The organism is Paraburkholderia aromaticivorans, from assembly GCF_012689525.1.
GTDB lineage: Bacteria > Pseudomonadota > Gammaproteobacteria > Burkholderiales > Burkholderiaceae > Paraburkholderia > Paraburkholderia aromaticivorans_A.
Map to the genome: position 1 here is coordinate 3961962 of NZ_CP051516.1, position 26103 is coordinate 3988064.

The following is a 26103-nucleotide window of genomic DNA, read 5'->3' on the forward strand; positions in this document are numbered from 1 at the left end:
CAACGCTCAGGCAAAAACTCAAGCGAACGAATAAAACACGCGGAACGCCACTTTGCGCTCGGCCCAAAACTCGGAGGCTTCGCGGAACACGTCCAGCAGCGTCTCGCGTCCTTCCTTGTCGAACTTCTGGGCGACCGGCAACTGCTCGAGCACGATCACAAAGCCCGGCTGCGCACCCGCCTTCTGAACCAGATCGGTCAGGCAGTCGTATAGCGCGTCGTAATTTTTGCCGAAGTGTTTCGGAAACAGGAATGACGTCGCGATGGTTTCGAGCACTTCCTGCTTGGACTGCGCGTTGGCGCAATACGCATAGAGAAAATGCTGGCCGAGTTGGCTGGCCTCGTCGGCGAGATCCTGCACGCGGAACGCGCGGATCGACTGTACGATGTTCGGTCGTACGGTCTTGAAAAGACTCATGGGCTCCTCGTTCGATGAAACCACAGTGCCTGCTTCGCTCTGGTTCTCGCGGCCCTGATCGCCGGCGCGCATCTGCATGACGCGTTGGAACAAATTGCCGTCGCCGGCCGCGAAAAGATCCGTCGCGACTCCGGAGTCGTGCGCGTAGACGTTGTCGCTCATGCCGTTCATCCCGATGTCATTCAACAATACGATTAAAACTGGTGTAGTGGTCGTCCGAGTAGTAACAATTGTCGGTTCGCTTCAGCGGACCTCCGCAGACGATGCGACGCGCCCCGCGATTACGTGAGCGAGGCGTGGGAACGGTGTATTCGTGGTAATAGCCGCGCCGATAGGCCGGCAGCAACCGTTCGCGATTGCCGAATACGATGCCGTCCTTCTCATACGGGTAAGGCCCGCCTGCGGCAATCAAGTTCAATGTATTGACCGCTTCACGTGGCAACTGCGCCAGCGCGATGGTGCCCTGCAACTGCGCGTCGGCGGGTGCCGTGGAGTCGCGCGCAAACGCGCCAGGCACGGGGCCGGATAAAACGCACAGCGTAACAGCACCGATCAGCACGCCTTTCATGCGTTGCCACTTGCGTGCCATGTATCAGGGTTCCCCGCTGTTAGATCACGAGTTTGACGACCATGAAAGTCGTAAGGGTATCGCTAATGGCCCCCGGAATCAACGCTCGCCGGGTCGGCGAAATCCTCCCATCAGGCGCGAAAGCGCCACCGGCGAGGCTTTGACGACATTTGACAGAATGTTTAGCTTAGTCAAGCTAAACTTAGCTTAACAGTGCGAATCTAGGTGAAGGCGGGCAAATGCGGAGCGGACGGCAGGCCGATTTGCATGAGTCTGCAGACCGCTTGATTCCCCGTGGCAAGGGTTTCGAACCCTTGAACGCTCCTGGAGGCGGAATTTTGTCTGACTTGCCGTTTTTTGGGTGGCAATCCCCTGTCCACCCTGAGGCGTGCCCGTTGCGGGCGCGCCTTTTTTTTTGCATGGCGCACGGTCTTCAAACCGGCGCCATGCTTCGTCTGGATCGCGGATTAACGGGCCGCGATCACATCCGCCACCAGCAGCGCCGTCATGTTGACGATCCGGCGCACCGTTGCCGAAGCCGTCAGCACGTGCACCGGCTTGGCCGCGCCGAGCAGCATCGGACCAATCGCGATGTTGTTGCCCGCGGCCGTCTTCAGCAGGTTGTACGAGATGTTGGCCGCGTCGATGTTCGGCAGCACCAGCAGATTCGCGTCGCCTTCGAGCGTCGAGTCGGGCATCACTTCGCGGCGCAGATTCGCGTCGAGCGCGATGTCGCCGTGCATTTCGCCGTCCACGTGCAGGTCCGGCGCGCGTTCGCGCAGGATCGCCAGCGTGTCGCGCATCTTCTGCGCGGTCGGCGCGTTGCTCGTGCCGAAGTTCGAATGCGACAGCAGCGCGATTTTCGGCTCGATACCGAAACGGCGCACTTCTTCAGCCGCCATGATCGTGATTTCGGCCAGTTGCTCCGGCGTCGGATCGACGTTCACGTGCGTATCCACCAGGAAAATCTGGCGATTCGGCAACACCAGCGCGTTCATCGCCGCGTAGACCTTCGCGCCTTGCTTCTTGCCGATCACCTGATCGATGAAGTGCAGGTGGCGATGCGTGGTCGAGACCGTGCCGCAGATCATGCCGTCGGCCTCGCCCTTTTCCACCAGCATCGCGCCGATCAGGGTGGTGCGGCGGCGCATTTCGAGCTTCGCCATCTGCGCGCTGATGCCCTTGCGCGACATCATCTTGTGATATTCCTGCCAGAAGTCGCGATAACGCTCGTCGTGGTCGGTGTTCACGACCGTGTAGTCCTGACCCGCGACCAGACGCAGACCGTAGCGCGCAATGCGCTCCTCGATCACGGCCGGACGGCCGATCAGGATCGGCTTGGCCAGTTTTTCGTCGACGATGATCTGCATCGCGCGCAACACGCGCTCTTCTTCGCCTTCCGCGAACACGATGCGCTTCTTCTCCGGCTCGACGCCGCGCGCGAGCTGGAAAATCGGCTTCATGGTCGTGCCGCTGTGATACACGAACTGCTGCAGATGCTGTTCGTAGGCTTCCATGTCCTCGATCGGACGCTCGGCGACGCCCGAATCCATGGCGGCCTTCGCCACGGCCGGCGCGACCTTGACGATCAGACGCGGGTCGAACGGCTTCGGAATCAGGTATTCCGGGCCAAACGAGAGATCCTGAATACCATACGCTGTCGCGACGATGTCGCTCTGCTCCTGGCGCGCCAGCTCGGCGATCGCGTTGACCGCCGCGATTTCCATTTCCCGCGTCACCGTCGTCGCGCCCGCGTCCAGCGCGCCGCGGAACAGGAACGGGAACACCAGTACGTTGTTCACCTGGTTCGGGTAGTCGGTACGGCCGGTGCACAGCACGGCGTCCGGACGCACTTCCAGCGCCAGTTCCGGCAGGATTTCCGGCGTCGGGTTGGCGAGCGCCAAAATCAGCGGCTTGTTCGCCATCTGCTTGACCATGTCCTGCTTGAGCACGCCGCCAGCCGACAGACCGAGGAAAACGTCCGCGCCGCCGATCGCTTCGGCCAGCGTGCGGGCGTCGGTTTCACGCGCGAAGCGTTCCTTGTCCGGGTCCATCAGTTCGACGCGGCCCTTGTAGACCACGCCGGCCAGGTCGGTGACGATGATGTTTTCGAGCGGCAAGCCGATATCGACCAGCAGGTCCAAACAGGCCAGCGCCGCCGCGCCCGCGCCCGAGGACACCAGCTTGACCTCCTTGATGTCCTTGCCGACCACCTTCAAACCGTTGGTGATGGCCGCCGCGACGACGATCGCCGTACCGTGCTGGTCGTCGTGGAAGACCGGAATCTTCATGCGCTTGCGGCATTCGCGTTCGACGATGAAGCAGTCCGGCGCCTTGATGTCTTCGAGGTTGATGCCGCCAAACGTCGGTTCGAGCGCGCAGATCACATCGACCAGCTTGTGTGGATCGGACTCGTTCAGCTCGATATCGAACACGTCGATGCCGGCGAACTTCTTGAACAGGACGGCCTTGCCTTCCATGACCGGCTTCGAAGCGAGCGGCCCGATGTTGCCGAGACCGAGCACCGCGGTGCCGTTCGTGACGACGCCGACCAGGTTGCTACGCGCGGTGAAGCGCGCGGCGTTCAACGGGTTCTCGACGATTTCCTCGCACGCGAACGCGACGCCAGGCGAGTACGCCAGCGCGAGGTCGCGCTGGTTGATCATCTGCTTGGTCGGGGCGATCGCGATCTTCCCCGGGGTGGGAAACTCGTGGTAATCGAGGGCGGCTTCGCGGAGTTTGCTATTGACGGGAGTCGACATGGGGCGGGCTTCGGAGGGCGGATTAGAATAGACGTTCGACGGCATTGTAGCCCCAATTGCGGGCCCAATTCCTTCAATACGGGTACAACTGCCGCGACTGAAACATAGCGAAAGGCTGACGTGGCATGCTGTGGCTGGAACGCGACCCGAATCGGAGTTGCCGGCGGATCGAATGTTTACCCGTCGTTCGCTCCGTACAATGTGCGCCGTTAGCCGAACTTCGCGGCACTTAATCGTTCACCCTCGCGCCCACCCATCGCCACCATGCTCTCCGAGTTTTCGCTGATCGATCGTTTCTTTGCCCGCCGCGCCGCTGCCCGGCCGGCCAACGCCGCGAGCGGCACACTCGGCATCGGCGACGACTGCGCGCTGCTCGCGCCCCGCGCCGGTGAAATGCTGGCCATATCGACGGACATGCTGGTCGAAGGCCGCCACTTTTTCGCCGATGTCGATCCCGAGGCCCTGGGTCACAAAGCGCTCGCGGTGAATCTGTCGGACCTCGCCGCCATGGGCGCGCAACCGCAGGCGTTCACGCTGGCGTTCTCCTTGCCGAAAGCCGAGGAAGCCTGGCTCGCCGCGTTCAGCGAGGGCCTCTTCGCGCTGGCCGAACGCTACGACTGCGAGTTGATCGGCGGCGATACGACCGGCGGCCCGCTGAATCTGTGCATCACCGTGTTCGGCAGCGTGCCGCCGCACGCGGCGCTGCGCCGTGACGCCGCGCAGCCCGGCGACGACATCTGGATTTCCGGCACGCTCGGCGACGCGCGCGCCGGTCTCGGCGTGCGGCGCGGCGAATGGTCCGCCGATGCCAGCGACACTGCGACGTTTCGTCGCGCCATCGAACGCCCTGAGCCGCGTGTCGCGCTCGGCCTGGCGCTGCGCGGCATCGCCCACGCGGCGCTCGACCTCTCGGACGGCCTTGCCGGCGATCTGCTGCACATTCTGGAACGCTCGAACCTGCGGGCCACGGTCGACGTCGACGCCGTGCCGCGTTCCGCCGCGCTACGCCGCCTCGCGCTCGAAATCCAGCGACGCTGCACGCTCGCCGGTGGCGACGACTACGAGTTGTGCTTCACCGCGCCGATCGCGGCGCGTGCCGCAGTCGAAAAGGCAGGCCGCGAGGTGGGCGTGCCGCTCACCCGCATCGGTACAATAAGCGCTCTCGAAACGGCGGCCGACCGCCCGGCGATCGGCTGGCGCGATGCCGCCGGCGCGCCGCTCACTCTGACGTTGCAAGGCTTCGACCACTTTCATGCAGACTGATCCCCCGCTCGGCCCGGCCGACAAAATTATCGGCGCCGAGCCGCCGCAGGCGCCGCGCCCGCCCGGCCGTCAGCCGCGCCGCGCCACCGCGCGCTTCATGCTGTCTCATCCGCTGCACATTCTGTCGCTGGGGTTCGGCAGCGGCTTGTCGCCAGTTGCGCCGGGCACGATCGGCACGCTGTTCGCGTGGGCGTCGTTCGCCGTGCTGAGCCGCTATCTGACTGTGATCGAGTGGGGCCTGCTGATCGTCGCCGGCTTTCTCGGCGGCATTGCGATTTGCGGATTCACCGCGAAGAAGCTCGGCATCGACGATCCGTCGCCGGTTGTGTGGGACGAAATCATCGCGTTCTGGCTGGTGCTGCTGATGGTCACGCCGGTGACGCTGACCGGCCAACTGTGGGCGTTTATCGTGTTCCGCTTCTTCGACATGGTGAAGCCGCCGCCCATCGGCTATTTCGATCGTCGTCTGAAAGGTGGCTTTGGCATCATGTTCGATGACCTGGTCGCCGCGTTTTTCACGCTGCTCGTGATTGCGCTCTGGCGCATGTCCGTTTGATTGCTGCCCGGCGGCCGCCGCGCCGCCGGGCATTCACCGCCAGCCCCCGTTTTCCGGATTGACGCCATGCCTACCGATTCCGTCGTTCACCAGCTTGCGATTCGCGTGAGCAACCGTCTGCGCGACGAGCGCCTCATGCTCGTCACCGCCGAGTCCTGCACGGGCGGCATGGTGGCGACTGCGATCACCGATATTTCCGGCAGCAGCGGCTGGTTCGAGCGCGGCTTCGTCACGTATTCGAATCAGGCGAAGAGCGAGATGATCGGCGTGCCCGCCGATCTGATCGACAAGCACGGCGCGGTCAGCGAGCAAGTGGCGCGCGCCATGGCGGAAGGTGCGCTGCGCAATAGCCGCGCGCAAGTCTCGCTGTCGATTACCGGCGTCGCCGGACCGGGCGGCGGCACGGAGACCAAGCCGGTCGGCATGGTCTCGTTCGGCTGGAGCAACCGGCTGCATACGTCGGTGGAAACGAAGGTTTTCAAGGGTGACCGCGAGAAAATCCGCGTGCAGGCTGCCGCGCATGCGTTGCGCGGCGTCCTCGCCTTGCTCGACGAACGCGAGCATTAACCTTTGTTCGAAGCGGGAAGCCCATGCCTGATTCGCACGCAACCAAAGACGAACTGATCCGCCGCCTCGATCTCAAGCCGCATCCCGAAGGCGGATTTTTCAGCGAGACGTATCGGTCGGCGCAACGGGTGATCCGCGATAAAAATGATTTAGCGCAGACGCGCTCCGCCTCGACCGCGATCTACTACCTGCTGTGCGACGGCGCGCATTCGGCGTGGCATCGAATCAAGTCCGACGAAGTCTGGCATTTCTATGCAGGCGAACCGTTGAACGTCCACGTACTCGACGAAACGGGCGCAGTGGTGACGCATAAGCTCGGCAGTGCGCTGATGCATACGGATGCTGTGTTTCAGGCGGTGGTGCCGGCAGGTTTATGGTTCGCGGCGGAATGCGCCGACCCGGCTACCTTCGCGCTAGTTGGTTGCACTGTGGCGCCGGGTTTTGAATTCAGCGAATTTGAGCTGGCGGATATCGACGCGTTGAAAGCGCGGCATCCGCAGCATGCCGCGTTGATCGAGCGGCTGAGGCCGAACTGAACCCCACGCGCTCCCGAACAACGACAGCCCGCGATTACCGGAACGCGTTGATCCGATCCCGCGTTTCCATCGCGGCCTTCGCTGCGGCTTCGGCGAAATCGTCACCCTTGCCCGCGTAAATAATCGCGCGCGATGAGTTGATCAGCATGCCCGTGCCGTTCGCGGTACGGCCGGCGTTGACCGTCGCTTGCACGTCGCCGCCTTGCGCACCGATGCCCGGAATCAGCAGCGGCATATCGCCGACAATCCCCCGCACCACTTCAATCTCTTTCGGGAAAGTCGCGCCGACCACCAGACTCAGTTGGCCGCTCGCATTCCATTTCTCCGCCGCCAGCTGCGCGACGACCTGATACAGCGGACGGCCGCCCGTCTCCAGGAATTGCAGATCGGAACCGCCCGGGTTCGACGTGCGGCACAACACGATCACACCTTTGCCTTCATGTTCCAGATACGGCTGGATCGAGTCGAAGCCCATGTACGGATTCACCGTCACCGCGTCCGCTTGATAGCGCTCGAACGCCTCCCGCGCATATTGTTCGGCGGTGCTGCCGATGTCGCCGCGCTTCGCGTCCAGAATCACCGGCAGGCCCGGATGGTTCGCATGAATGTGGGCAATCAGCTGCTCGAGCTGGTCTTCCGCGCGATGCGCCGCGAAGTAGGCGATCTGTGGTTTGAACGACGACGCATACGGCGCGGTCGCGTCGACGATCGTGCGGCAGAAGTCGAAAATCGCCTCGGGACGGCCCGCAAGCGCGCCCGGGAATTTGCTGGGCTCGGGATCGAGGCCGACGCACAGCAGCGAGTTGGTGCGCTGCCAGGCGTCGTTGAGTGTCTGGATGAAATTGGACATGGTGGGTCTCGCGGCGAGCGGGAAAACGGAAGAGGCGCGTATTTTACCCGTCCCGCGTGGCGGGCCGCGCCACCTCCCCCCGCTACTGTCGCCGCTTCGAGCCGCGCGCGCCCGGCATCGAGCGCAAACCCGTGCGTTCGACGGTGAAGCGGAACGTGCGCGTCAGTCGCTCGCCACGTCCCAGCAAGGTCATGCCGTTTTCGCTCGCGCCTCCGGCCAGGTTCATCGCGTTGATCGGATGATCCACCGGTTCGAAGCAGAAAAAGTCTTCGCCGGGCGGCGTGTACAGCACGTAGTAGTCGGTGTCGGCGGCAATGTTCAGCGACAGGCGGCGCTTCGGCCACACCACCGCCGCTTGCCCGCTCCAGCCGGTAAAAGCGTGATTGACGATGGTTTCTGGCAGCGGATACGCCACGCCGAATTGCCAGGCGGGTGGCGCCTGCACATGCCGCACCGGCAGCCAGTCGTCGCCAGAGAGCCACAGGCCGCCGGCTGCGGCCGACAACTCGGTGTCCGCGTCGCGCACGAAGAAGGGATGCACGCCCAGCCCGAAAGGCAGCGCCTCACGGCCGGCATTCTCGATTTCGAGCGCGACGACGAGCGTCGGACCGTCCAGCGTATAAGTTTGCGTCGCACGGTAGGCGTACGGCTTGCCGTCGCGGCGGTCGAGCGAGAGGCGGACGTTTTCACGGTCCGACTCCGCGACCTGCCAGACCGATTGCCAACCGTCGCCGTGAATCGGCAAGGGTTCGTCAGCGCGATTGCGCGGCACTTCGACGCGCCGTCCCGCCACGTTGAATTGCCCGCCGCCGATGCGGTTTGAATACGGCAGCAGCGGATAACAGGACAACTGGTTCGGTTGCGTATCGGCGGCGACGTGGCGACAGCGGCGGAAGATCGGCGTGAGCGCGCCGTCGTTGCGCCAGTCGAAACGCGTGACGCCGCCACCGAGCGTCGGCGCGACGTCGAGACGCAAATGCGCATTGGCGAGCGTGATGCACGCGACATCGCCGCCGCTGTCTTCGCCGACGGCCACCGCCGACGTGCTGGGGCCCGGCAGCACCGGATTGGCCGCCGCGGCGAGTCGCGAGCGTCGGCTCTGTGAGGTCTGAGGGGAGGAGGAAACAAGATTCGCAACAGTCATATCTGGCTCCATCGAGAGGCTTGGGACGTTGCCGTCATTGCTGACGGATGCTGTTGGGCGATTTTCTTAAAACGGGTCGCCTCTGGGTCCGAACTGCATGCTGCCGATTTGCTGCCACTAAAATTGCAACATCAACCTGCGATTCACTTTCAGATTTACTGCCCGGCCGCGCTTCATTGCTTCATTGCTGCCTCGAGAGCAAGGCAGCGTCATTCTGCGCTAAGCGGGCGCGCCTTGGAACACCGGCTCCGGCAAACCTTGCCGTCCGGGCATGGCGACGAACACGCCGCCCGCCTGCATATCGTCGGCAAGCGCCGCTGCATCGAGGTCGCAGCGCGCGCTCGTGATGTACAGCGTGTCGAGCTGCGCGCCGCCCAGCGCGACGCAACTCGGCTGCGCGGTCGGCACGTCGACGCGCTCCGTTTCCACGCCGTCCGGCCCGTAACGCACCACTCGCCGACCGCCCCACTGCGCATTCCACAGGCCGCCGTCGCGATCGACGGTCGAGCCGTCGGGTTCACCGGTGGCGTCGGTGAGCCGGGTGAACAGACGGTCGTTGGCGATGCCGCCGTCCGCGCGATAGTCGCACGCGCGGATCTCGCGCGTGGGCGAATCGCAGTAATACATCGTCGCACCGTCGGGGCTGAACGCGATGCTGTTCGAGATCGCCGGCGCGGGCAACGGCAAACGCTCCAGCGACAAATCGTGACTGAGCCGGTAGAAGCCGCCGATTGGCTGCAACGGCGCGCCTTCATCTTTAGTGCCGAACACGAAGCGGCCCTGACGGTCACAGCGGCCGTCGTTCACGCGCGTGTTCAAGCCGGGTTCGACATCGATGATGCGCCGCGTCTCGCCGGTGGCCAACTCGAAAAACGCGAGATGCGTGGCCAGACCAAGCAACAGGTAACGCGGGTCCGCGCATAGCGCAAACGTGGCGAGACGCTCGGGCATGCGCCAGGACATGCTGCTACTGTCCCTCGGGTCATAGCGCCACAGGCGCGCGCCTTCGATATCCGTCCAGTAGAAACGGCCGGTTTGCGCGCACCATGTCGCGCCTTCGCCGAGCGTGCATTTCGTGTCGAGCAGCAGCGCGGCCGTGCCTGGTGAACCGCTCGCGTTCACGCCCAACCTCCGTCGACGATGAGGTCCTGCGCGGTGATCATTTTGCTGTCGTCGGCGGCGAGGAAGAGCGCCATACGGGCGAGGTCGGCCGGTTCCAGCTCGGCGTCGATGCACTGCCCTTCCTTGATCGAACGACGGCCCGCGTCGTCGAGCCACAACCGCTTCTGCTTGTCGGTCATCACCCAGCCCGGCACCAGCGTATTGACGCGGATATTGAAGTGGCCGAGGTCGCGTGCGAGACCGCGCGTCAAACCCTGCACCGCGGATTTCGACATCACATAGACCGGATAGCCGCCGTTCTTCAGCATCCAGCTGATCGAACCGAGGTTGATGATCGAGCCGCTGTTGGCCGCCTTCATGTCTTCCATCACCGCTTGCGCCGCAAAGAACTGGTGACGGATGTTCACCGCGATGCCCGCGTCGAACGACTCGCGCGTGACTTCGCCGATCGTATGGCGCTTGTCGTTCGCGGCGTTGTTCACCAGCACCTGGATCGGACCCAGCGCGGCCTTCACGTCGGCGATCGTTTTTTGCAGCGCGTCGACGTCGGTCAGATCGCATGGCAGGAACAGCGGCTTGTGTTTCGAATCGCCAAGCTCGTCGGCGAGCGCTTCACCGGCGCTTGCGTCGATATCGAAGAACGCGACGAGCGCGCCTTGCGCCGCGAAATGCTCGACGAACGATGCGCCGATGCCGGTCGCGCCGCCCGTGATCAACACCGTGCGGTCGACGAGGCTCGGATAGCGCGCGAAGGCGCTGTCCGCGAGACGGACGTTTGCATTGGCCGGAGACGACATCGTTCGATTCCTTTTAGAGCAAGTGAGTGGGTCGCGGGTTTAGTCCCGTGAGCCGCGGTTCTTCAACTGGTCGAGCAACACGGCGGCGAGCAGGATCGCGCCACGCACGAGGTACTGGTAGAACGCGTCGATGTTCATCAGGTTCATCACGTTCTCGACCGTGCCCATGATCAGCACGCCGATCACGACGCCGGAAATCGTCGCACGTCCACCGAGCAGCGACACGCCGCCCAGCACGCACGCCGAGATCACGTTCAGCTCGAAGCCTTCCGCGGCATTCGGCTGACCCGACGTGATACGCGAAGCCAGAATCACACCGGCCAGCGCGGTCACGGCGCCCTGAATCAGGAAGATGTAGACGCGCGTGCGTTCCACATTGATACCGGCTAGACGCGACGCTTCCGGATTGCCGCCGATCGCCAGCGTATTGCGGCCATACACGGTCTGGTTGAGCATCACGCCGAACACGATGAAGCACAGCAGCGTGACCCAGATCGGCAACGACACGCCGAAGAAGCTCAACCCGCCCAGCGCGATAAACGTATCCGACGACACACCCACCGCCTGACCGTGCGACACGATAAAGCCGAGACCGCGGACGATTTCCATCGTGGCGAGTGTCGTGATCAGCGCATTGATGCGCAGATACGCGATCACCGCGCCGTTGACGAAACCGATCACGCCGCCCGCCGCCACCGCCGCGATGATCGCGATGAAGGTGTTACCGGTGGCGTTGAGCACCATCGCGCACAGGACGCCGGCGAACGCGACCGTCGAGCCGACCGACAAGTCGAAGTCGCGCGAGGCCAGACAGAACATCATCGTGCACGAGACCATGCCGATCTGCGAGATCGACAGCGCGAGGCCGAGCATGTTCTCGATCGAGAAGAAGTGATCGACGGTTAGCGACATCGTGACGAACATCAAGATGAAGATCACGATCAGGCTGTACTCGGTGATCTGTTGCCACCATTTCGCCTTGTCGTTGGACTGCGGAATCAGCGCATCGGCGGCGCTCTTGGCGGCCTGTTGCGCGAGGTTTTCTCTGGCTTGCATGTTGAAGACTCCTCCCGTTCCCCACGGGTTGCCGGACTTTCGTCCGAATGATGTTCAGGCCGCCTGTTGGGCAGCGGTTTCCGTTCCGGGCAACGCGGTCGAGCTTTGCGGCAACGCGAGGCTCAAGACCGATTGTTCCGTGGCATCCTTGCGCGCCAGCTCGCCGGAAATCCGGCCCTGGCGCATCACGACGATCCGGTCGGACACGCCGAGCACTTCCGGCAACTCCGACGAAATCATCACGATCGCGCAGCCGCGTTCGGCAAGCTGATAGATCACGTTGTAGATTTCATGCTTCGCGCCGACGTCGATACCGCGGGTCGGCTCGTCGAGAATCACGACTTTCAGATCCGGCTCGGCCAACCAGCGCGACAGAATCGCCTTCTGCTGGTTGCCGCCCGACAGAAAACGGATCTTCTGGCGACGGCTCGGCGTCTTGATCTTCAGCAGCTTGATGAAACGGTCCGCGGTTGCCGCTTCTTTCTTGCGATCGAGGAACATCCCCGCGCGCAGATAGTGGCGGCGGCAACTGATATTGATGTTCTCCGACACGGTCGCCATCGCGACGATGCCCTCTTCCTTGCGGTCTTCCGGGCACAGCACGATGCCGTGTCTAATCGCTTCGCCCGCGCTGCGCACCTTGATCGGCTTGCCGTCGAGCATCAGCTCGCCGCCCTTCTTGTGATCGGCGCCGTACACCAGATGCATCAGTTCGCTGCGGCCCGCACCCACCAGGCCGAAAAAGCCGACGATCTCGCCGCGCCGCACTTCGAAGCTGGCCGGTTGCGTGAGCGCATGGCCCTCGATCGCTTTCGCCGCGAAGCGCACTTCGCCGAGCGGCCGCGCCGAGTAGTTATAGATGTCCGAGATTTCGCGCCCCACCATCTCGCTGACGATGGTGTCGCGCGACACGCCTTTGAGCGTCGGATGCGAGGCGATCTTGCGGCCGTCGCGGAAGATCGTGCAGGCGTCGCACAACTCGTAGATCTCGTCCATGCGGTGCGAGATGTAGATCATCGCGCGGTTGTCGGCGCGCAGGTCGCGCACCAGCTTGAACAGCACCTCGGTCTCACGATGCGACAGCGAACTGGTCGGCTCGTCCAGTGCGATCACGCGCGCGTTGCGCAGCAGTGCCTTGCAGATTTCGACCATCTGGCGTTGCGCGATCGAGAGCTTGCGCAGCTTCGCGTTCGGGTCGAGCGCCACGCCCATCGCTTCGAGACGTTCACGCACGAAGCGCCGTCCTTCGCGCTTGTTGACCCAGCCGAATGAGTTCGGCAGTTGGCCGAGCAGCAGGTTTTCCGCGACCGTCAGATCGGGCACGTATTGCAGTTCCTGGTGAATCACCGCGATGCCCGCCGCGATCGACGACGCCGCGCTCGAGAAGCGCACCTCGTTGCCGTCGATCATCACGCGGCCCGAGTCGGGCTGATATTCACCACCGAGAATCTTCAGCAGGGTCGATTTCCCTGCGCCGTTTTCGCCCATCAGGCCGTGCACCTGGCCGACGTTGACGTCGAAGGACACACCGTCGAGCGCGCGCACGCCTGGAAAGACTTTACCGATATTGTCAAAACGTAGCGTCGCTGACACTTCGCCTCCTAATGCTTCATGTACACCGCGCTTCAATCTGCCTCATGGGCAGCAACGCAAAGCACGGCCTGTCTCTACTGCTGATCTTTTATTGCTGACGCCGGCGCGCGAATCCGTGGAGAAAGACGCGCCGGCAGTTCACTTCATGTCACCGCGGGCTGAATCAAACCGCTTAATTCGCCGCGAGGCCCATCTTCTGGCGCACGTCGGCGACGTTGTCACGCGTGGCCAGCATACCGCTGGTCAGCGTCAGTGCCGGCGGTGCCTTGCCTTGCGTGATCCAGTCGTACATCAGCGTCGAGGTTTCTTCGCCGTGGCGCTTCGGGCTGATGATGACCGTGCCGTAGAAACCCGTCGGCGACGGCTTCTTGAACTCGTTGAGTGCCGACTCCGAGCCACCGATGCCGATACCGATCATGTTGTCCGCCTTGAAGCCGCGGCCTTCCGCTGCGCGCACCGCACCGAGCACACCTTCGTCGTTCAACGCGTAAGCCACCCAGTGCTTGAAATTCGGATTCTTCGTCAGCGCGATGTTGGCGGCGTTGAACGCGTTTTCCGTGTCGGTCTTCGCTTGCGGCGCGGCGATGATGTTCGCCTTCGGGAAGCCGGCGGCGATCAGCGCATCGGTTGCGCCGCTGGTGCGGTCATGCGCGGTCGGCAGTTGTTCGTAGGTCACGTCGATCGCGCCCACGTCCTTCATGTCCCAGCCGCGTTTCTTGATTTCCGCGGCCAGGCCGTCGCCGACCTGCTTGCCGATGTTGTACGCCGAGATGCCCATATGCGGCACCGATGCGATCGGCTTGCCCGCGCCGTCGACCAGACGATCGTCCACCGTCATCATCTTCAGGCCGTCAGCCTTTGCCTTCGCGACGATGCCCGGTCCGAGCTTGACGTCAGGCGTGCAGATCACGAAGCCTTGCGCCTTTTGCGCCGACAGGTTGTCGATTGCGCTCATCACCTTCTCGCCCGACGGCGCGCCGATCTTCACCAGCGTGAAGCCCTTTTCCTTGGCGGCGATTTCGGCGAACTTCCACTCGTCCTGGAACCACGGTTCTTCCGGCTGCTTCACGAGGAAGCCGATCTTGACCGGATCGGCGGCTTGCGCGACCGGTGCGTTGAAGAGCACACCCGTCGCCGCTGCTGCCAGCGTGAGGAAAATTCTACGTTTCATGATGCGTGTCTCCTGACTAATTGATAACGAGAAGGTATCGGCCGCGTCTTCTTGTACCGGGTCTGACACACGCGGCCAGCGCGTCGTCCGGTGTACTCCTTGCGCCCCTGCGCAATCCGAGTTCTGTAAATCAGTCGTGATACAGCGCCGAGCGGCCGCCATCCACGGTGATGCAGGTGGCGTTGATGAACGGCGCTTCATCCGAAGCGAGAAACACCGCCGTCATCGCCACTTCTTCCGGGCGGCCAATGCGTTTCATCGGCTGCAGATCGAGCGTCGCCTGCTGCGCGGCGGCCGGATCGGCTTGTTCGTTCCACCAGTCATGCGTCAATTGCGTTTCGATGTAACCCGGCGCGATCGCGTTGACCCGCACATTGCGCGGCGCGTATTCGATGCCGAGCGCGCGCGTCAGGCCGATCACGCCGTGCTTCGCTACCGGGTACGGAAAACAGCCCGGAATGATCTTGAACGAATGCGTCGACGCGATATTCACGATGCTCCCCGCGCCGCGTTCGACCATGCCCGGCAACGCCGCGCGGCAACCGTTCCACACGCCGTCGAGATCGACCGCGAAGCAGCGGCGCCAGTCGTCGTCGGTCATGGTGAGCGGGTCGCAGAACACGTTGATGCCGGCGTTGTTCACCAACACGTCGAGCGCGCCGAATGCGCGTTCGGCTTCGCTCACCGCGTGCTGAACCGACGCGGATTGCGTCACGTCCGTGTGCACCGCGAGCACCCGCGCGCCGGTCTGCGCCTTGATGTGCTCCGCCGTCTGCTGCGCCGTGTCGATATCCAGTTCGGCCAGCACGACCGCCGCGCCCTCGCGTGCGAACGCATGCGCGATCGCCGCGCCGATGCCGCGTCCGGCGCCAGTGACGAGAGCGACTTTACCGGCGAGCCGTTTCATTTCTTCACACCCGCGCGGGCGATGCGCAAACCGTTGATGAACGCCTTCGCGTGCGAAGCGGTCACGGCCGCACTCTGACCCGGCTTGTACAGCGCCGAGCCGAGGCCGAAGCCGTTCGCGCCCGCGCTGAGAAACGGGCCCATGTTGTCGGGCGTGACGCCGCCGACCGGCACCAGCGGCACTTCTGCCGCGATCACCGCGCGCCATGCCTTCACGACCTGGCAGCCGAGTTGTTCGGCGGGGAACATCTTCAGCACGTCCGCGCCGTTCTTCAACGCAATGAACGCTTCGTTGGGTGTCGCGACGCCCGGCGCGCAGGCCATGCCTTGCGCCTTCGCGGCGCTGACGACTTCAGGATCGCTATGCGGCATGACGATCAGTTCGCCGCCTGCCGACTTCACGTCGTTGACGAAACTCGGGTGCAGCACCGTGCCCGCGCCGACGATCGCATCGGCCGGCAACACCTTGCGGATCGCGGCGATGCTGTCGAACGGCTGCGGCGAATTCAGCGGCACTTCGACGATCCGGAAGCCGGCTTCGTACAGCGCCTGGCCGTGCTCGGCGGCGTCGGCGGGCGTCACGCCGCGCATGATCGCGATCAGCGGACACGCCTCGAATGCCGCGATCAAACCCGCGTGCGGCATGTACGGAGCGGGCAGATTGATGTGAGGTTGCATGTCGGTTCCTTGTTTCGTGGGCGGCGGCGCTGCCGGTCAGGCACGCGCCGTCTTGGCGGCCGGTTTGACGAGCCCCGCCTGCGAGGCGACGCGCCACAGGCCGCGCTCGGTAGCGTGCTTGACCAATTCCGCCTGGGTGCAGCCGAATTGCGCCAGCGCGAGGCGATAGCGCTCGCACAGCGCTTCGTTGCCGATCAGTCGCAGGCTCTGCCCGGCGAGCGCGCTCTGCTGCTGCGCGAGCACCGCGTCGAGACCGGCCAGTTCGTGTCCGATCAGCAATCCCGACAGATAGTCGGGTTGTTGTTCGCGCGAAAGTTGTCCGGTGAGGCCGAGCGTGCGCGAACTGAACACGGTCGCGAGCACACCTGCCTGGCCTTTTTCCCGGGCGATGTTCACGCCATGCAGGAACGCGCCGGTGTCCGGAAGATCGGGCGTGAGCATCGTGCGGCCGAGAATCGTGTGTTCGCGCAATGCCGCGAACACTTCGCCGGTCATGAAAGTGTGAAAACGTTCGATGCGGTCCGCCTGCACCACCGCCCATTTCGCGTGGGTGCCGGGGAGGCCGATCAGCGAGCGCTTGCCGCTGTCGACGGTGTTCGCGGTGTTCGTTTCCTCGCCGAGTGCGCCGAAGATCTGCGTTTCTTCGCCCCGCATCACGTTGGGCAGTTCGCCGCGTTGCAGGACGCCCGGCACGATATGCAGCGTCACGCCGCACGCCGCCTTCACGCGGACGATGCCGGCCACCAGCGCATCGGCGCTCGCCGGCGTGTCCACATACGGCGCTTCCAGCCAGCCTTGCGCGCTGCCGACCATGCCTGCCGCGATCACCGGCGCTGTGGGTGCGTGTTCGATCCAGGCGCCGCAGGCGTCGTCGAAGGCCGCGTCGAAGCCGCCCTGTTCGGCGCTGCGCGGCAGATTCATGATGCCCGCCGTCGATGCGCGCGTCGCCAGCACGTTGCCGGACGCGTCGTACAGATAGGCGCGCAGCGACGTCGTGCCCCAGTCGAGCGCGATCAGCGCGGCGTGCTCATGGCTGGCGTCGACCGCAACGGCTGCGGCGTGGCCGGCTGCCTGGGAGGGAGAACCCGCTCGCTTCATCGCTTGATCCTGCGGGTTGCCGGTTGCGGGGCGCGCCAGCCGAGTTCTTCCGAGATCGCGCGCGCTTCGCGCTGCACGACCGGAATCAGTTCGTCCATGCGTTCGAGCGACATGTACGGAATCGTGCTCGCCACCGACAGCGCCGCCACCACCGCGCCCGACGCATCGCGCACGGGCGCCGCGACGCAGCGGATCGACGCTTCGTTTTCTTCGAGGTCGAAGGTGTAGCCACCGGCGGCGTAGTTGGTCATGCGCTGCATGAAGGTCTGCGCGTCGGGGCGGTTATCCGGCTTGAAGCTGACGCTGGCGAGCGCGCGGCGCGATGCGTCGAAAAGCGACTGCCAGAAGTCCGGCGTGAGGTCGAGCATCATGGCTTTGCCGATCCCCGTCGACGCCAGCGGCATGCGGTGGCCAACGCGCGAGCGCATTTCGAGGCCGCGGGTGCCGGGGATTTTGTCGATGTACAGGACGTCGTCGCCGTCGCGCACGCCGAGGTGGATCGTGTCGAGCGTCTGTTCCGCGAGCGATTCGAGATGCTGGCGGGCGACTGCGGTGAGCGGCATCTGTTCGAGCGCGATGGTGCCGAGTTCGATCAGCTTCGGGCCGAGCAGGTAGCCGCCTTGGACTTGCCGCAGGTAGCGGGCTTGCACGAGGCTGCTCACCAGACGATGCGTGGTGCTGCGGGTCGTGCCGAGTGCGGCGCCGAAGGTGCGCAGGTCGCGGACGCCTGCTGCTGCCGCTTCGAGGATCGCCAGGCCGCGCAGGAGCGTTTGGGTGCCGGCTTGCTGCGGGGTGATGTCGAGCAGCGTGCTGGGTAGCGCGATTCCGTCCACCGGGGCCGGGTGGATGCTGGCGTTCGCGCGCGCTGCTTTGGCGGCGGGCGCCGACGGGCGCGGCGGCGTGGCGCTGGTCGCGTGGTCGGCTGATGGCGACAGATCGGCTTGGGACTCGCTCGCGGCGTGAGTAGGCATCGCTTTGTTCATGGCGATTCGCTTTTCGGTGGTTTTTTGCGCTTACAGCGCGGGGCCGGAGATTAGGCCTGGGTTGCCCGCGGTGCCGCGGGCGTGGTGCTGCTGCCTTTGCGGTTTAGGCATGGTTGGGCGTTGTCTCCGGTTTTTTTTGCTGTCGCATTTGGCGCCTCGCGGTGGGGTGGTGTCCCTTGCCGATGCGGCGCTTTTGCGTGTTGGGTTGGATTGTAGGGCGGTTTTTGAGAAAGCTCCAATATGTGAGTGTTGGATTCATATAATGGGATTTTTTGCCGTGGGCTGGGTTTTTTTGGGTGTTCATTGGGCCTTGGCCTTTCCTTGATTTCTTAGTGGTCTATTGGCGTCGCCCCTGTGCGGGGCAGGCACCTACTTTCTTTGCCGCGGCAAAGAAAGTAGGCAAAGAAAGCCGCTTTACACCGCCAACTCATAAGCGGCGCCCCTAGCTCGGAGGAGATAGTGGTGCATCTGGAATCAGTGCTCTCGCACATTCGACGCAAGTGACAAGGCCGTCATACTTCCCGCCTCGCGCTGCGCACTCGCCGGAAGGGTCTGCTTCTAACCAGTGGGTTTCTCTGTGCGCGGTGGGGCCGTCGGCTTCGCCTCGGCGCAGCGCCAAAGTGCCGGTGTTTGAAGAGCGGCGCCGGGGATGGAATCGCCGACAGTTTCGCGAGGTCTTGCAACCGCGTGACACCGCTTTCTCTCCAGCAGTTGCCCGTACTTCCTCTTCTCAGCACGGCCGTTGAGAACGCGAACTCGGGCTTGCGAAATTTCGGAATTGATAGCGACACGCACCTTTTAGCCTGCGCAAGTGCTCGCTCGCGGGAAGACACGTTTTAAAATTCTTTTGTCGTGTACTCCACGACATACAGGTTTAACAGCCTATTAGCGTAGTACCCCGTACGATTGCTCAAGCAACTGTGCGGCTGCCTTTGCACGTCTGTTCTCAATGGGCGGGCCTTGGCGGGGGAGCCTCACGGCTCGCCGGTTTTTGGTACTACGCTCCGGTCTGTTAACCCCGTCACTGTGCCCGCTCACCACCTTGCAAGCGAGTGTCGGGCGATCCAGGTAAGTTTCAGGGAGATCGCGCCATGAGTAAATCCGTCAAGCATTCACGAACCACGTCGCGCCCACCCGTTGACGCACTTCAATACGAAAAACTTGCCCTGTCGGCTTTCGGGCTGATTGAACGGCAATTGAGTCAACTAGAGAAGCTGGTCACACTTGCGGCCTCAATAGTTAGGAGTCCGTCGGTGACGCGAGAGGAGAGACATCGCCAGCGGAAATTGCTGGAACTGCTGCTCGACACGGGCGAGGATTACCAACAAGAAGTCGAGATCGACCGCGAGTTGTACCAGGTGATCGCGCTCGACGCGAAAGGAATTCCGCAGAGCCGCATCACAGCGCGCCACGCAGCGGACCTTCTGGCAAAGGCCACGAAGACAGCGTCAGAAGACCGTGAGCGTATTGGCGCAAGAAGAATGATGCAGAACAGGCCACCTCGCTTTAGAACCATCACGCGAGCGACGGCAACGGCGCATTGACAAAGCGCCGCGTCGATAGCGGCGCTTCGAGGAAGCGTCGAACTGAGGCGCACCAAAGACCGAAAGCCGTTACGGCACAACGCCGAGGCGAAGCCGACGGCCCCACCGCACACAAAACAAACCCACCGGAGGAGGCAGACCTTTCCGGCGAGCGCGCAGCGCGAGGCGGGAAGTATGACTGCTGTGTCACGAGCGCCAAATGTGCGAGGACACAGATTCCAGATGCACCACTACCGCGACTGCGCGATGGACCCGCTTATAAGCTGGCGGTGTGAAGCGGCTTTCTTTGCCTACTTTCTTTGCCGCGGCAAAGAAAGTAGGTGCCTGCCCCGCACAGGGGCGACGCTAATAGACCACTAACAAGACAAGGAAAGGCCAACACCTCAAGACACACAACCAAACCGCCGATCAGGCAAAAAAAGCTTAATCGGGCAACTCAGCCGCCCCCATCCTCCGAGCAATAACCCGCGACCGCTGCGCCAGATACGGCGACCCCCGATGCTCATCGAAATACTTAGGCTGCGGCAGCATAACGGCCAAACGAGCCGACTGCGCAGCAGTCAACTTACTCGCCGACGTCTTGTAATAATAATGAGCCGCCGCCTCAGCCCCATAAACCCCATTCCCCCACTCAACGGAGTTGAGATAAATCTCAAAGATCCGTTCCTTATCCATCAAGGTCTCGAGCATCCAGGTAATGATGAGCTCCTGCCCCTTCCGGATATAACTCTTCTCCCGCGACAAAAACAGATTCCGCGCCAACTGCTGAGTAATGGTCGACCCACCGCGCACAATCTTGCCCTTAGCCTTATTCCTCTCCCAGGCCTGCAAAATAGCGTCAGTCTCATACCCATTGTTATTAACAAAATTCGCATCCTCAGAAGCAATAATCGCCCGCTTCAGATTCCGCGAAATCTGGTCATACGACACCCACGTATGCTGCAACGAAAGATCCGGCCGATCCTGCGACAACCGCCACGCGTCCGACCGCATAAACGCGGTACTCCGCGGATTGACGTAATTCCACACCGCGATCTGTGCGAAGTAAAACGCCTGCGTCGCCAGCCACGCAATCGCCACCACGGCGCCCAGATAGACCATCCATCGCACCGGACCGGGCCGGCTCACGCGCCGCGTTGCTGTCATCGTGCGTCGAATCCTCGTGTCAATGGCCGCTGCAAAGTAAACGCCGCCTTAGGCGTGCGACGGCGCCGTCAACAGCACGCGCAATTCGGCCAGCACCGGCGCGCCGTCAGGCCGCACGCCGCGCCACACGTAGAACGATTCGGCTGCCTGCTCGACCAGCATGCCCAGACCATCGGCGCCGCGCGCGCCCAGCTTCCGCGCGTGCTCCATGAAGACTGTCGGATGCGCGCCGTACATCATGTCGTAGGCGAGCGTGCCGTTGCCGAACGCGCGGTCGTCGCACTCGGGCAACGACGCGTCCAGACTTCCCGCCGTCGCGTTGACGATCACGTCGTACGTGCCCGCTTCGATCGCCCGCGCGCTGCCGCCGCTCAGATGGCAAGCGGCATCGCGCGCGGCTTGCGCGAACTGGTCGACCAGCGCCTCGGCCTTTTCCGCCGTGCGATTGACGATGGTCAGCGTATGCGGCGCGCGGTCCAGCAGCGGCAGCACCACGCCGCGCGCGGCACCGCCCGCGCCCAGCAACAGAATGCGCGCGCCCTTCAGGGCCACGCCGAGATTCACCTCGATGTCGCGCACGAGACCGAAGCCGTCCGTGTTGTCGCCGTAAATACCGTTCGCGTCGATGCGCAACGTATTCACCGCGCCCGCCGCCGCCGCACGCGGCGAGAGCGTATCGGCGAACGCATGCGCGTCGAGCTTGAACGGCACGGTCACGTTCAGCCCGCGCCCGCCGGCATCGATAAAGGCCCGCACGTGCGGCACGAACCCATCCACCGGCGCGAGCAGATGGCCGTACTCGACGGGCTCGCCGGTCTGCACGGCAAAGCGCCCATGAATGAACGGCGACTTGCTGTGGCCGACCGGGTTGCCGATGACCGCATAGCGGTCGCGTGAATCCTGGGTGCTCATCGTCCCGGCTCCGCAATGTGCTGATGCGTGGCGGCATCGCCCGCGCCATCGCTGCTTTCGGCGTCGCCTGGCGCAGCCGCGTCGTTGCCGTCGAGTTCGGCTTCGGCCTGCGCCTCGGCTTCGCCTTCGGCGGTCTCGTCCGGGGCGTCGATTATCTCCTCTTCGCCCTCGTCCGCTTCTTCAGCCTCGCTGCCGCTCGTCACGGTCGGCGCGTCGAGCACATGCAGGAGACGCACGGACGCTTCGACGGTCAGCTCATCGATCGACATCACTTCCATCTGCAAACGCGTGCCACGCGCGTGCACGCCGAGGCCCGGCACATGCAGCAGCAGCGGAATCTCTTCGAGGCGCACCAGATCGCCCTTCACCACCGACGCCACCACCTGCTTCCTGTTCTCCTGCTTCAGCCAGCGCAGACACCAGAAGTACTCCATGCGACGCTGATGATCGGCATACGCGGTGTACGTATCGTCGAAACCTTGCACGACGGCGAACAGATCGGCGTCCTTCGGCTTGAACGGCGCGGCCAGCTTCGCGGTCACGCCATGCTGCACGCAGGCGATCAACTGCCACTGGTTCACCAGGTCGACGTAACGGCGCAGCGGCGACGTGCTCCACGCGTATTGCGTGACGCCGAGGCCTTCGTGCGGCGCGGCATTGGTCTGCATGCGCGTGCGCTTCGGACCGGTCGGCGCGCCGAATGCGCGTTGCGTGCGATAAATGCCCGGCACGCCGTGGTCGTGCAGGAATCCGCCCCACGACGAGTTCGCGAGAATCGCCAGTTCAGCAACGATCGTGTCGAGCGGCGAACCGCGCCGGCGCGGCGTGATCGTGATGTGCTCGCCTTCCACGTAGAAGTTGAAGTCGGTGTTGCGCTGCACTTCGCGACGCAGACCGTACCCGGCACGCGCGGCCTGGCGCTTTTCGAACAGCGCCTGCGCGAACGGCCACAGCACGGCAATGTCGTCCTTGTGCGGATAGTCGCCAGTGCCGGCGGCGAGCGCCTCTTCGGTCACCAACTCGTCGAGCGTGTTGTGGCGCAGGTTGTTCTTCACGAACACGCGCTCGGCGCGCGTTTCGCTCGCGACGATCTCCTGCGTCTCGCGGTTGATGATCACATACAGCGAAAGCGCCGGACGCAAGCCGCCTTCGGCCAGCGTGAACGCTTCGACGACGCTGTCGGGCAGCATGGTGATCTTGTCGCCAGGCATATACACGGTCGACAGACGCGTGCGCGCGATTGCATCGACCTCGTCGCCACGCTGAATGCCGAGCGCCGGCGCGGCGATGTGCACGCCGATCCGCACGCGGCCATCGGCCAGATGCTCGACGGAGAAGGCATCGTCGATTTCAGTCGTGGTGATGTCGTCGATTGAGAACGCCTGCACGTTCGCTTCCGGCAAATCCTCCGGCAAGGTGCCGACGGTAACCGGCGGAAAGCCGGTGCCGTGCGGGAAAAATTCGGAGAGGAATTTCGCTTCGTGCAACGCGCGCGCCGACGGAATGGCGCCGTTCTCCAGCATCAGACGCGCCTGCGAAATACCGCGCGCCGCCGCGGCGCCTTCGAGCGCCTTGTATTCGATCGTGTTCTTGTCCGGCTTGGTCAACAGTCCCAGCGCGTTGCTGCCGGTGAAGGCTTCCGGCAGACGGCCGGCTTTCAGCTCGTCTTCGTAGCCGGCCTGCACCAGCGCTTGCTGACGCTTACGCTCGAGCCCGGCGAGCGCCATCTTCAGTTGCTCCTGCGGCGCGCGCTGGTACATGCCACGGCCTTTGCGGCGGAAGTACACCGGCGAGCCATGCATGCGCAGCACCAGCGCGGCGCGCTCGATCGACCCGAAGCTTTCGCCGAAATACTCGGCGCCGAGCGTCGCGAACGGAAATTCGTCCTCAGGCGCGCACTCCCACAGGAAGTCCAGATCGATCTCCTGCGCGGCGGCGTCGGCCTGTTGCATCAGCTCGGCCGCACTCGGCTTTTCGAATTCGATCAGCACATCTTTCGCGCGCACCTTGGCGCGCCGGCCGCCCGGCAACTCGACCTGAAAAGCATCGCCCTGGCGCGACAGCACGCTGCCTGCCTTGAAACTGCCCGATTCCTCGAAGAAAACGTTCACTCAATACTCTCGTTCTGACTTGCATCTGCCGGCGCGCCCGATCTGGTTCAGCGATCGGTCACTGCGTGCGCGGCACGGCAACGTGTTCGTGGTAGTGGATCCGCGGCGCGATACGCGCGCGCCGGCGGCGGTATGAATCTGGTGCGCGGCAATCGCCTCGCTGCTGGAACGCCCAGCATTCAGGCAGCCTCGCGCGGCGCCGGCGGCTCGACGTCTTCGGCGTCGCAAAAGGCCAGCACGTCGTCGACGTATTGCGCGAACTCGCTGATTGCGTGGTCGCTCCCTTCGATCAGCGTAGTGCGTGCGCCGGGATAGTGCGCGAGCATTTCGCGATAGTCGAGCACTTCGTCGCCGGTGGCGGCCATCAAATAATAGCGCTCGGGCTGCGTGATCGAGGCGACGCCGAGCGCGCGCAACTCATCCAGATGATGCGGCTCGACGACGATGCTGCCGACGCCGTGCCACAACGGCTGCTCGCCGAGATAGGCGCTCAGATCGCGCTGCGGCACGACCGCCGGATTCAGCAGCACCGCCGGCCAGCCGTGCTTCTCGGCCAGATAGGTGGCGAAATAGCCGCCGAGCGAACTACCAATCAGCGTGACGTTTGCCGGCTGGGCCGCGGCCACCAGCGATTCGGCGAGCGCCACGGTCTCGAACGGCGAAACCGGCAACATCGGACAGCACCATTCGTCGCTGCGGCCGAGATCGACGAGCCGCGCCGCCAGCACGCGCGCCTTGAACGAATTGGGTGACGAGCGGAAACCGTGCAGATAAAGGATCACGAAGCGCCTCGCGCGGAAAGGGCATCGAGCAGTTTGTGATGCACGCCGCCGAAGCCGCCGTTGCTCATCACCAGAATCTGATCGCCGGGGCGCGCTGCGTGGACTACCGCTTTGACCAGCGCGTCGAGATTGTCGAAAGCCTGCGCTTTGCCGCCGAGCGGCGCGAGCGCCTCGCCGAGATTCCAGCCGAGCGCGTCACGGCCGGCTGGCGCGCCGTAGCCGAATACGAGGTCGGCGTCGGCGAGACTGGCCGGCAATTGCGCCTTCATTACGCCAAGCTTCATGGTGTTCGAGCGCGGTTCCAGCACGGCGAGAATCCGCGTGTTGTCGCGGCCCACCCGGGCGCGCAGGCCGGCGACGGTCGTGTCGATAGCGGTCGGGTGATGCGCGAAGTCGTCGTAGACGGTCACGCCGTCGACGCTGCCGCGCACTTCCATGCGCCGCTTGACGTTGCGAAAGCTCGCCAGCGACCGGGCGGCCTGCGCCGGCGGCACGCCGACATGGCGCGCGGCGGCGATCGCGGCCAGCGCGTTCATGCGGTTGTGCTCGCCTTGCACCTGCCACTCGACCACGCCGACGCGCTCGCTGTTGTGATAGGCGGCAAATCGCTCGTCGACCGGCACGCCGTCTTCCGCCGGCAAGGTTTCCCAGCCGCCCTGCACGCCGAAACGCTCCACTTCGCTCCAGCAACCGCGCGTCAGCACGCGCTCGAGCGCGTCTTCACGGCCGTTCGTGACCACGCGGCCGATGCCCGGCACGGTGCGGATCAGATGATGGAACTGCGTTTCGATCGCGGCCAGGTCCGGGAAAATGTCCGCGTGATCGAATTCCAGGTTGTTCAGAACCGCGGTCTTGGGCCGGTAGTGGACGAACTTCGAACGCTTGTCGAAGAAGGCCGTGTCGTACTCGTCGGCTTCGATCACGAAGAAGCTGGAATCGGTCAGCCGCGCGGACACGCCGAAATTCAGCGGCACGCCGCCGATCAGGAAGCCCGGATTGAGGCCGGCGTCTTCGAGCAGCCACGTCAGCATGGAACTCGTGGTCGTCTTGCCGTGCGTGCCGGCCACCGCCAGCACCCATTTGCCGTTCAGCACATGCTCGCCGAGCCATTGTGGGCCGGAGACATACGGCAGGCCGCGGTCGAGAATGGCTTCCATCAGCGGGTTGCCGCGCGAAACCACATTGCCGATCACGAACAGATCCGCGTTCAGGCCGTTCAACTGGTCCGCGTCGTAACCTTCTATCAGGCCAATGCCTTGTGCCTCGAGCTGCGTGCTCATGGGCGGATAGACGCCGGCGTCGCAACCCGTCACGGTGTGGCCCGCGCCGCGCGCGAGGACCGCGAGACCGCCCATGAACGTGCCGCAGATACCGAGGATGTGGATGTGCATAAGCCTGTCGTGCCGCGCGGGCGTTTTCCTGGAAGGGCCCCTACTAATCTGGCGCTTCGCGCCAGTCCCCCGAGGGGGCAAGAAAACCGGGCGCGGCCCGGCGTTTTCCTGAGAGGGATGGGAGCGCAGAAGAGCGGCCGAAACGACCGT

Annotated in this window: 24 protein-coding genes; 5 read left to right on the forward strand and 19 right to left on the reverse strand. The window is 63.9% G+C overall.

Annotated features, from left to right (window positions below):
- Positions 1 to 18 precede the first annotated feature (18 nt).
- From HF916_RS46055 to HF916_RS46065, 3 genes are all read right to left on the reverse strand, one after another.
- Positions 19 to 588 (reverse strand): barstar family protein, encoded by a 570-nt coding sequence (locus tag HF916_RS46055; protein ID WP_168795222.1) that lies wholly within the window; start codon positions 586 to 588, stop codon positions 19 to 21.
- Between the two features lie 7 nt (positions 589 to 595).
- A complete protein-coding gene (locus HF916_RS46060; protein ID WP_168795223.1) occupies positions 596 to 1006 on the reverse strand; it encodes a ribonuclease in 411 nt (136 codons plus the stop codon).
- A gap of 446 nt (positions 1007 to 1452) precedes the next feature.
- Positions 1453 to 3792, reverse strand: coding sequence for an NADP-dependent malic enzyme (locus tag HF916_RS46065; RefSeq protein ID WP_168795224.1), 2340 nt, complete (start codon positions 3790 to 3792; stop codon positions 1453 to 1455).
- Between the two features lie 219 nt (positions 3793 to 4011).
- Here HF916_RS46065 and thiL point away from each other — a divergent pair, with 219 nt between their 5' ends.
- From thiL to HF916_RS46085, 4 genes are all read left to right on the forward strand, one after another.
- Positions 4012 to 5010 (forward strand): thiamine-phosphate kinase, encoded by a 999-nt coding sequence (gene thiL / locus HF916_RS46070; protein ID WP_168795225.1) that lies wholly within the window; start codon positions 4012 to 4014, stop codon positions 5008 to 5010.
- Entirely contained in the window at positions 5000 to 5566 is a 567-nt protein-coding gene (locus HF916_RS46075) for a phosphatidylglycerophosphatase A family protein (protein WP_206001988.1), read from the forward strand. Before thiL ends, HF916_RS46075 begins: the two co-directional genes overlap by 11 nt.
- A 66-nt stretch (positions 5567 to 5632) precedes the next feature.
- Positions 5633 to 6133: a CinA family protein gene (locus HF916_RS46080; RefSeq protein ID WP_168795226.1), complete on the forward strand. Its 501-nt coding sequence runs from the start codon at positions 5633 to 5635 to the stop codon at positions 6131 to 6133.
- Between the two features lie 23 nt (positions 6134 to 6156).
- Positions 6157 to 6669 (forward strand): cupin domain-containing protein, encoded by a 513-nt coding sequence (locus HF916_RS46085; protein WP_168795227.1) that lies wholly within the window; start codon positions 6157 to 6159, stop codon positions 6667 to 6669.
- Positions 6670 to 6703: 34 nt separating this feature from the next.
- Here HF916_RS46085 and pyrF read toward each other — a convergent pair whose 3' ends face one another.
- The 11 genes from pyrF to HF916_RS46140 all read right to left on the reverse strand — a co-directional run bounded on the left by pyrF (position 6704) and on the right by HF916_RS46140 (position 18067).
- Positions 6704 to 7519 carry an orotidine-5'-phosphate decarboxylase gene (pyrF, locus tag HF916_RS46090; protein ID WP_168795228.1) on the reverse strand — a complete coding sequence of 272 codons (816 nt, stop codon included), beginning with the start codon at positions 7517 to 7519 and terminating at the stop codon, positions 6704 to 6706.
- Between the two features lie 82 nt (positions 7520 to 7601).
- Positions 7602 to 8663 (reverse strand): aldose 1-epimerase, encoded by a 1062-nt coding sequence (locus tag HF916_RS46095; RefSeq protein WP_168795229.1) that lies wholly within the window; start codon positions 8661 to 8663, stop codon positions 7602 to 7604.
- A 219-nt stretch (positions 8664 to 8882) separates the two neighbouring features.
- Complete coding sequence (locus HF916_RS46100) at positions 8883 to 9785, reverse strand: SMP-30/gluconolactonase/LRE family protein (protein ID WP_168795230.1); 903 nt, start codon at positions 9783 to 9785, stop codon at positions 8883 to 8885.
- Positions 9782 to 10582 carry an SDR family NAD(P)-dependent oxidoreductase gene (locus tag HF916_RS46105; protein WP_168795231.1) on the reverse strand — a complete coding sequence of 267 codons (801 nt, stop codon included), beginning with the start codon at positions 10580 to 10582 and terminating at the stop codon, positions 9782 to 9784. The genes HF916_RS46100 and HF916_RS46105 overlap by 4 nt, the downstream gene beginning before the upstream one ends.
- A 39-nt stretch (positions 10583 to 10621) precedes the next feature.
- Positions 10622 to 11638: an L-arabinose ABC transporter permease AraH gene (araH, locus tag HF916_RS46110; protein WP_168795232.1), complete on the reverse strand. Its 1017-nt coding sequence runs from the start codon at positions 11636 to 11638 to the stop codon at positions 10622 to 10624.
- A 54-nt stretch (positions 11639 to 11692) separates the two neighbouring features.
- Positions 11693 to 13231 carry an L-arabinose ABC transporter ATP-binding protein AraG gene (araG, locus tag HF916_RS46115; RefSeq protein WP_168795233.1) on the reverse strand — a complete coding sequence of 513 codons (1539 nt, stop codon included), beginning with the start codon at positions 13229 to 13231 and terminating at the stop codon, positions 11693 to 11695.
- A 172-nt stretch (positions 13232 to 13403) separates the two neighbouring features.
- Positions 13404 to 14402: an arabinose ABC transporter substrate-binding protein gene (locus HF916_RS46120; protein WP_091799055.1), complete on the reverse strand. Its 999-nt coding sequence runs from the start codon at positions 14400 to 14402 to the stop codon at positions 13404 to 13406.
- A 130-nt stretch (positions 14403 to 14532) separates the two neighbouring features.
- Entirely contained in the window at positions 14533 to 15309 is a 777-nt protein-coding gene (locus HF916_RS46125) for an SDR family oxidoreductase (protein WP_168795234.1), read from the reverse strand.
- Entirely contained in the window at positions 15306 to 15986 is a 681-nt protein-coding gene (locus tag HF916_RS46130; protein ID WP_168795235.1) for a 2-dehydro-3-deoxy-6-phosphogalactonate aldolase, read from the reverse strand. Before HF916_RS46130 ends, HF916_RS46125 begins: the two co-directional genes overlap by 4 nt.
- Before the next feature lie 36 nt (positions 15987 to 16022).
- Positions 16023 to 17084, reverse strand: a complete 1062-nt coding sequence (locus tag HF916_RS46135) for a 2-dehydro-3-deoxygalactonokinase (RefSeq protein ID WP_168795236.1) — start codon at positions 17082 to 17084, stop codon at positions 16023 to 16025.
- Positions 17081 to 18067, reverse strand: a complete 987-nt coding sequence (locus HF916_RS46140) for an IclR family transcriptional regulator (protein ID WP_168795237.1) — start codon at positions 18065 to 18067, stop codon at positions 17081 to 17083. Before HF916_RS46140 ends, HF916_RS46135 begins: the two co-directional genes overlap by 4 nt.
- A 1091-nt stretch (positions 18068 to 19158) precedes the next feature.
- On the opposite strand from HF916_RS46140, the gene HF916_RS46145 reads away from it, so the two are divergent.
- On the forward strand, positions 19159 to 19611 hold the full coding sequence (locus tag HF916_RS46145) for a hypothetical protein (RefSeq protein WP_168795238.1): 453 nt from the start codon (positions 19159 to 19161) through the stop codon (positions 19609 to 19611).
- Positions 19612 to 20034: 423 nt separating this feature from the next.
- On the opposite strand, the gene mtgA is transcribed toward HF916_RS46145, so the two are convergent.
- The 5 genes from mtgA to mpl all read right to left on the reverse strand — a co-directional run bounded on the left by mtgA (position 20035) and on the right by mpl (position 25953).
- Complete coding sequence (gene mtgA, locus HF916_RS46150) at positions 20035 to 20757, reverse strand: monofunctional biosynthetic peptidoglycan transglycosylase (protein ID WP_168795239.1); 723 nt, start codon at positions 20755 to 20757, stop codon at positions 20035 to 20037.
- Positions 20758 to 20805: 48 nt separating this feature from the next.
- Positions 20806 to 21669: a shikimate dehydrogenase gene (gene aroE / locus HF916_RS46155; RefSeq protein ID WP_168795240.1), complete on the reverse strand. Its 864-nt coding sequence runs from the start codon at positions 21667 to 21669 to the stop codon at positions 20806 to 20808.
- Positions 21666 to 23780, reverse strand: coding sequence for a ribonuclease catalytic domain-containing protein (locus HF916_RS46160; RefSeq protein WP_168795241.1), 2115 nt, complete (start codon positions 23778 to 23780; stop codon positions 21666 to 21668). Before HF916_RS46160 ends, aroE begins: the two co-directional genes overlap by 4 nt.
- Positions 23781 to 23959: 179 nt before the next feature.
- Positions 23960 to 24562: a YqiA/YcfP family alpha/beta fold hydrolase gene (locus HF916_RS46165; protein WP_168795242.1), complete on the reverse strand. Its 603-nt coding sequence runs from the start codon at positions 24560 to 24562 to the stop codon at positions 23960 to 23962.
- Entirely contained in the window at positions 24559 to 25953 is a 1395-nt protein-coding gene (mpl, locus tag HF916_RS46170) for a UDP-N-acetylmuramate:L-alanyl-gamma-D-glutamyl-meso-diaminopimelate ligase (RefSeq protein ID WP_168795243.1), read from the reverse strand. The genes HF916_RS46165 and mpl overlap by 4 nt, the downstream gene beginning before the upstream one ends.
- Positions 25954 to 26103 lie beyond the last annotated feature (150 nt).

What these genes read in the sequence shown, in the direction of transcription:
- HF916_RS46055 (WP_168795222.1), bottom strand. Translation starts at nt 588, where the DNA reads ATGAACGGCATGAGCGACAACGTCTACGCGCACGACTCCGGAGTCGCG.
- HF916_RS46060 (WP_168795223.1), bottom strand. Translation starts at nt 1,006, where the DNA reads ATGGCACGCAAGTGGCAACGCATGAAAGGCGTGCTGATCGGTGCTGTT.
- HF916_RS46065 (WP_168795224.1), bottom strand. Translation starts at nt 3,792, where the DNA reads ATGCCGTCGAACGTCTATTCTAATCCGCCCTCCGAAGCCCGCCCCATG.
- thiL (WP_168795225.1), top strand. Translation starts at nt 4,012, where the DNA reads ATGCTCTCCGAGTTTTCGCTGATCGATCGTTTCTTTGCCCGCCGCGCC.
- HF916_RS46075 (WP_206001988.1), top strand. Translation starts at nt 5,000, where the DNA reads ATGCAGACTGATCCCCCGCTCGGCCCGGCCGACAAAATTATCGGCGCC.
- HF916_RS46080 (WP_168795226.1), top strand. Translation starts at nt 5,633, where the DNA reads ATGCCTACCGATTCCGTCGTTCACCAGCTTGCGATTCGCGTGAGCAAC.
- HF916_RS46085 (WP_168795227.1), top strand. Translation starts at nt 6,157, where the DNA reads ATGCCTGATTCGCACGCAACCAAAGACGAACTGATCCGCCGCCTCGAT.
- pyrF (WP_168795228.1), bottom strand. Translation starts at nt 7,519, where the DNA reads ATGTCCAATTTCATCCAGACACTCAACGACGCCTGGCAGCGCACCAAC.
- HF916_RS46095 (WP_168795229.1), bottom strand. Translation starts at nt 8,663, where the DNA reads ATGACTGTTGCGAATCTTGTTTCCTCCTCCCCTCAGACCTCACAGAGC.
- HF916_RS46105 (WP_168795231.1), bottom strand. Translation starts at nt 10,582, where the DNA reads ATGTCGTCTCCGGCCAATGCAAACGTCCGTCTCGCGGACAGCGCCTTC.
- araH (WP_168795232.1), bottom strand. Translation starts at nt 11,638, where the DNA reads ATGCAAGCCAGAGAAAACCTCGCGCAACAGGCCGCCAAGAGCGCCGCC.
- HF916_RS46120 (WP_091799055.1), bottom strand. Translation starts at nt 14,402, where the DNA reads ATGAAACGTAGAATTTTCCTCACGCTGGCAGCAGCGGCGACGGGTGTG.
- HF916_RS46125 (WP_168795234.1), bottom strand. Translation starts at nt 15,309, where the DNA reads ATGAAACGGCTCGCCGGTAAAGTCGCTCTCGTCACTGGCGCCGGACGC.
- HF916_RS46130 (WP_168795235.1), bottom strand. Translation starts at nt 15,986, where the DNA reads ATGCAACCTCACATCAATCTGCCCGCTCCGTACATGCCGCACGCGGGT.
- HF916_RS46135 (WP_168795236.1), bottom strand. Translation starts at nt 17,084, where the DNA reads ATGAAGCGAGCGGGTTCTCCCTCCCAGGCAGCCGGCCACGCCGCAGCC.
- HF916_RS46140 (WP_168795237.1), bottom strand. Translation starts at nt 18,067, where the DNA reads ATGAACAAAGCGATGCCTACTCACGCCGCGAGCGAGTCCCAAGCCGAT.
- HF916_RS46145 (WP_168795238.1), top strand. Translation starts at nt 19,159, where the DNA reads ATGAGTAAATCCGTCAAGCATTCACGAACCACGTCGCGCCCACCCGTT.
- mtgA (WP_168795239.1), bottom strand. Translation starts at nt 20,757, where the DNA reads ATGACAGCAACGCGGCGCGTGAGCCGGCCCGGTCCGGTGCGATGGATG.
- aroE (WP_168795240.1), bottom strand. Translation starts at nt 21,669, where the DNA reads ATGAGCACCCAGGATTCACGCGACCGCTATGCGGTCATCGGCAACCCG.
- mpl (WP_168795243.1), bottom strand. Translation starts at nt 25,953, where the DNA reads ATGCACATCCACATCCTCGGTATCTGCGGCACGTTCATGGGCGGTCTC.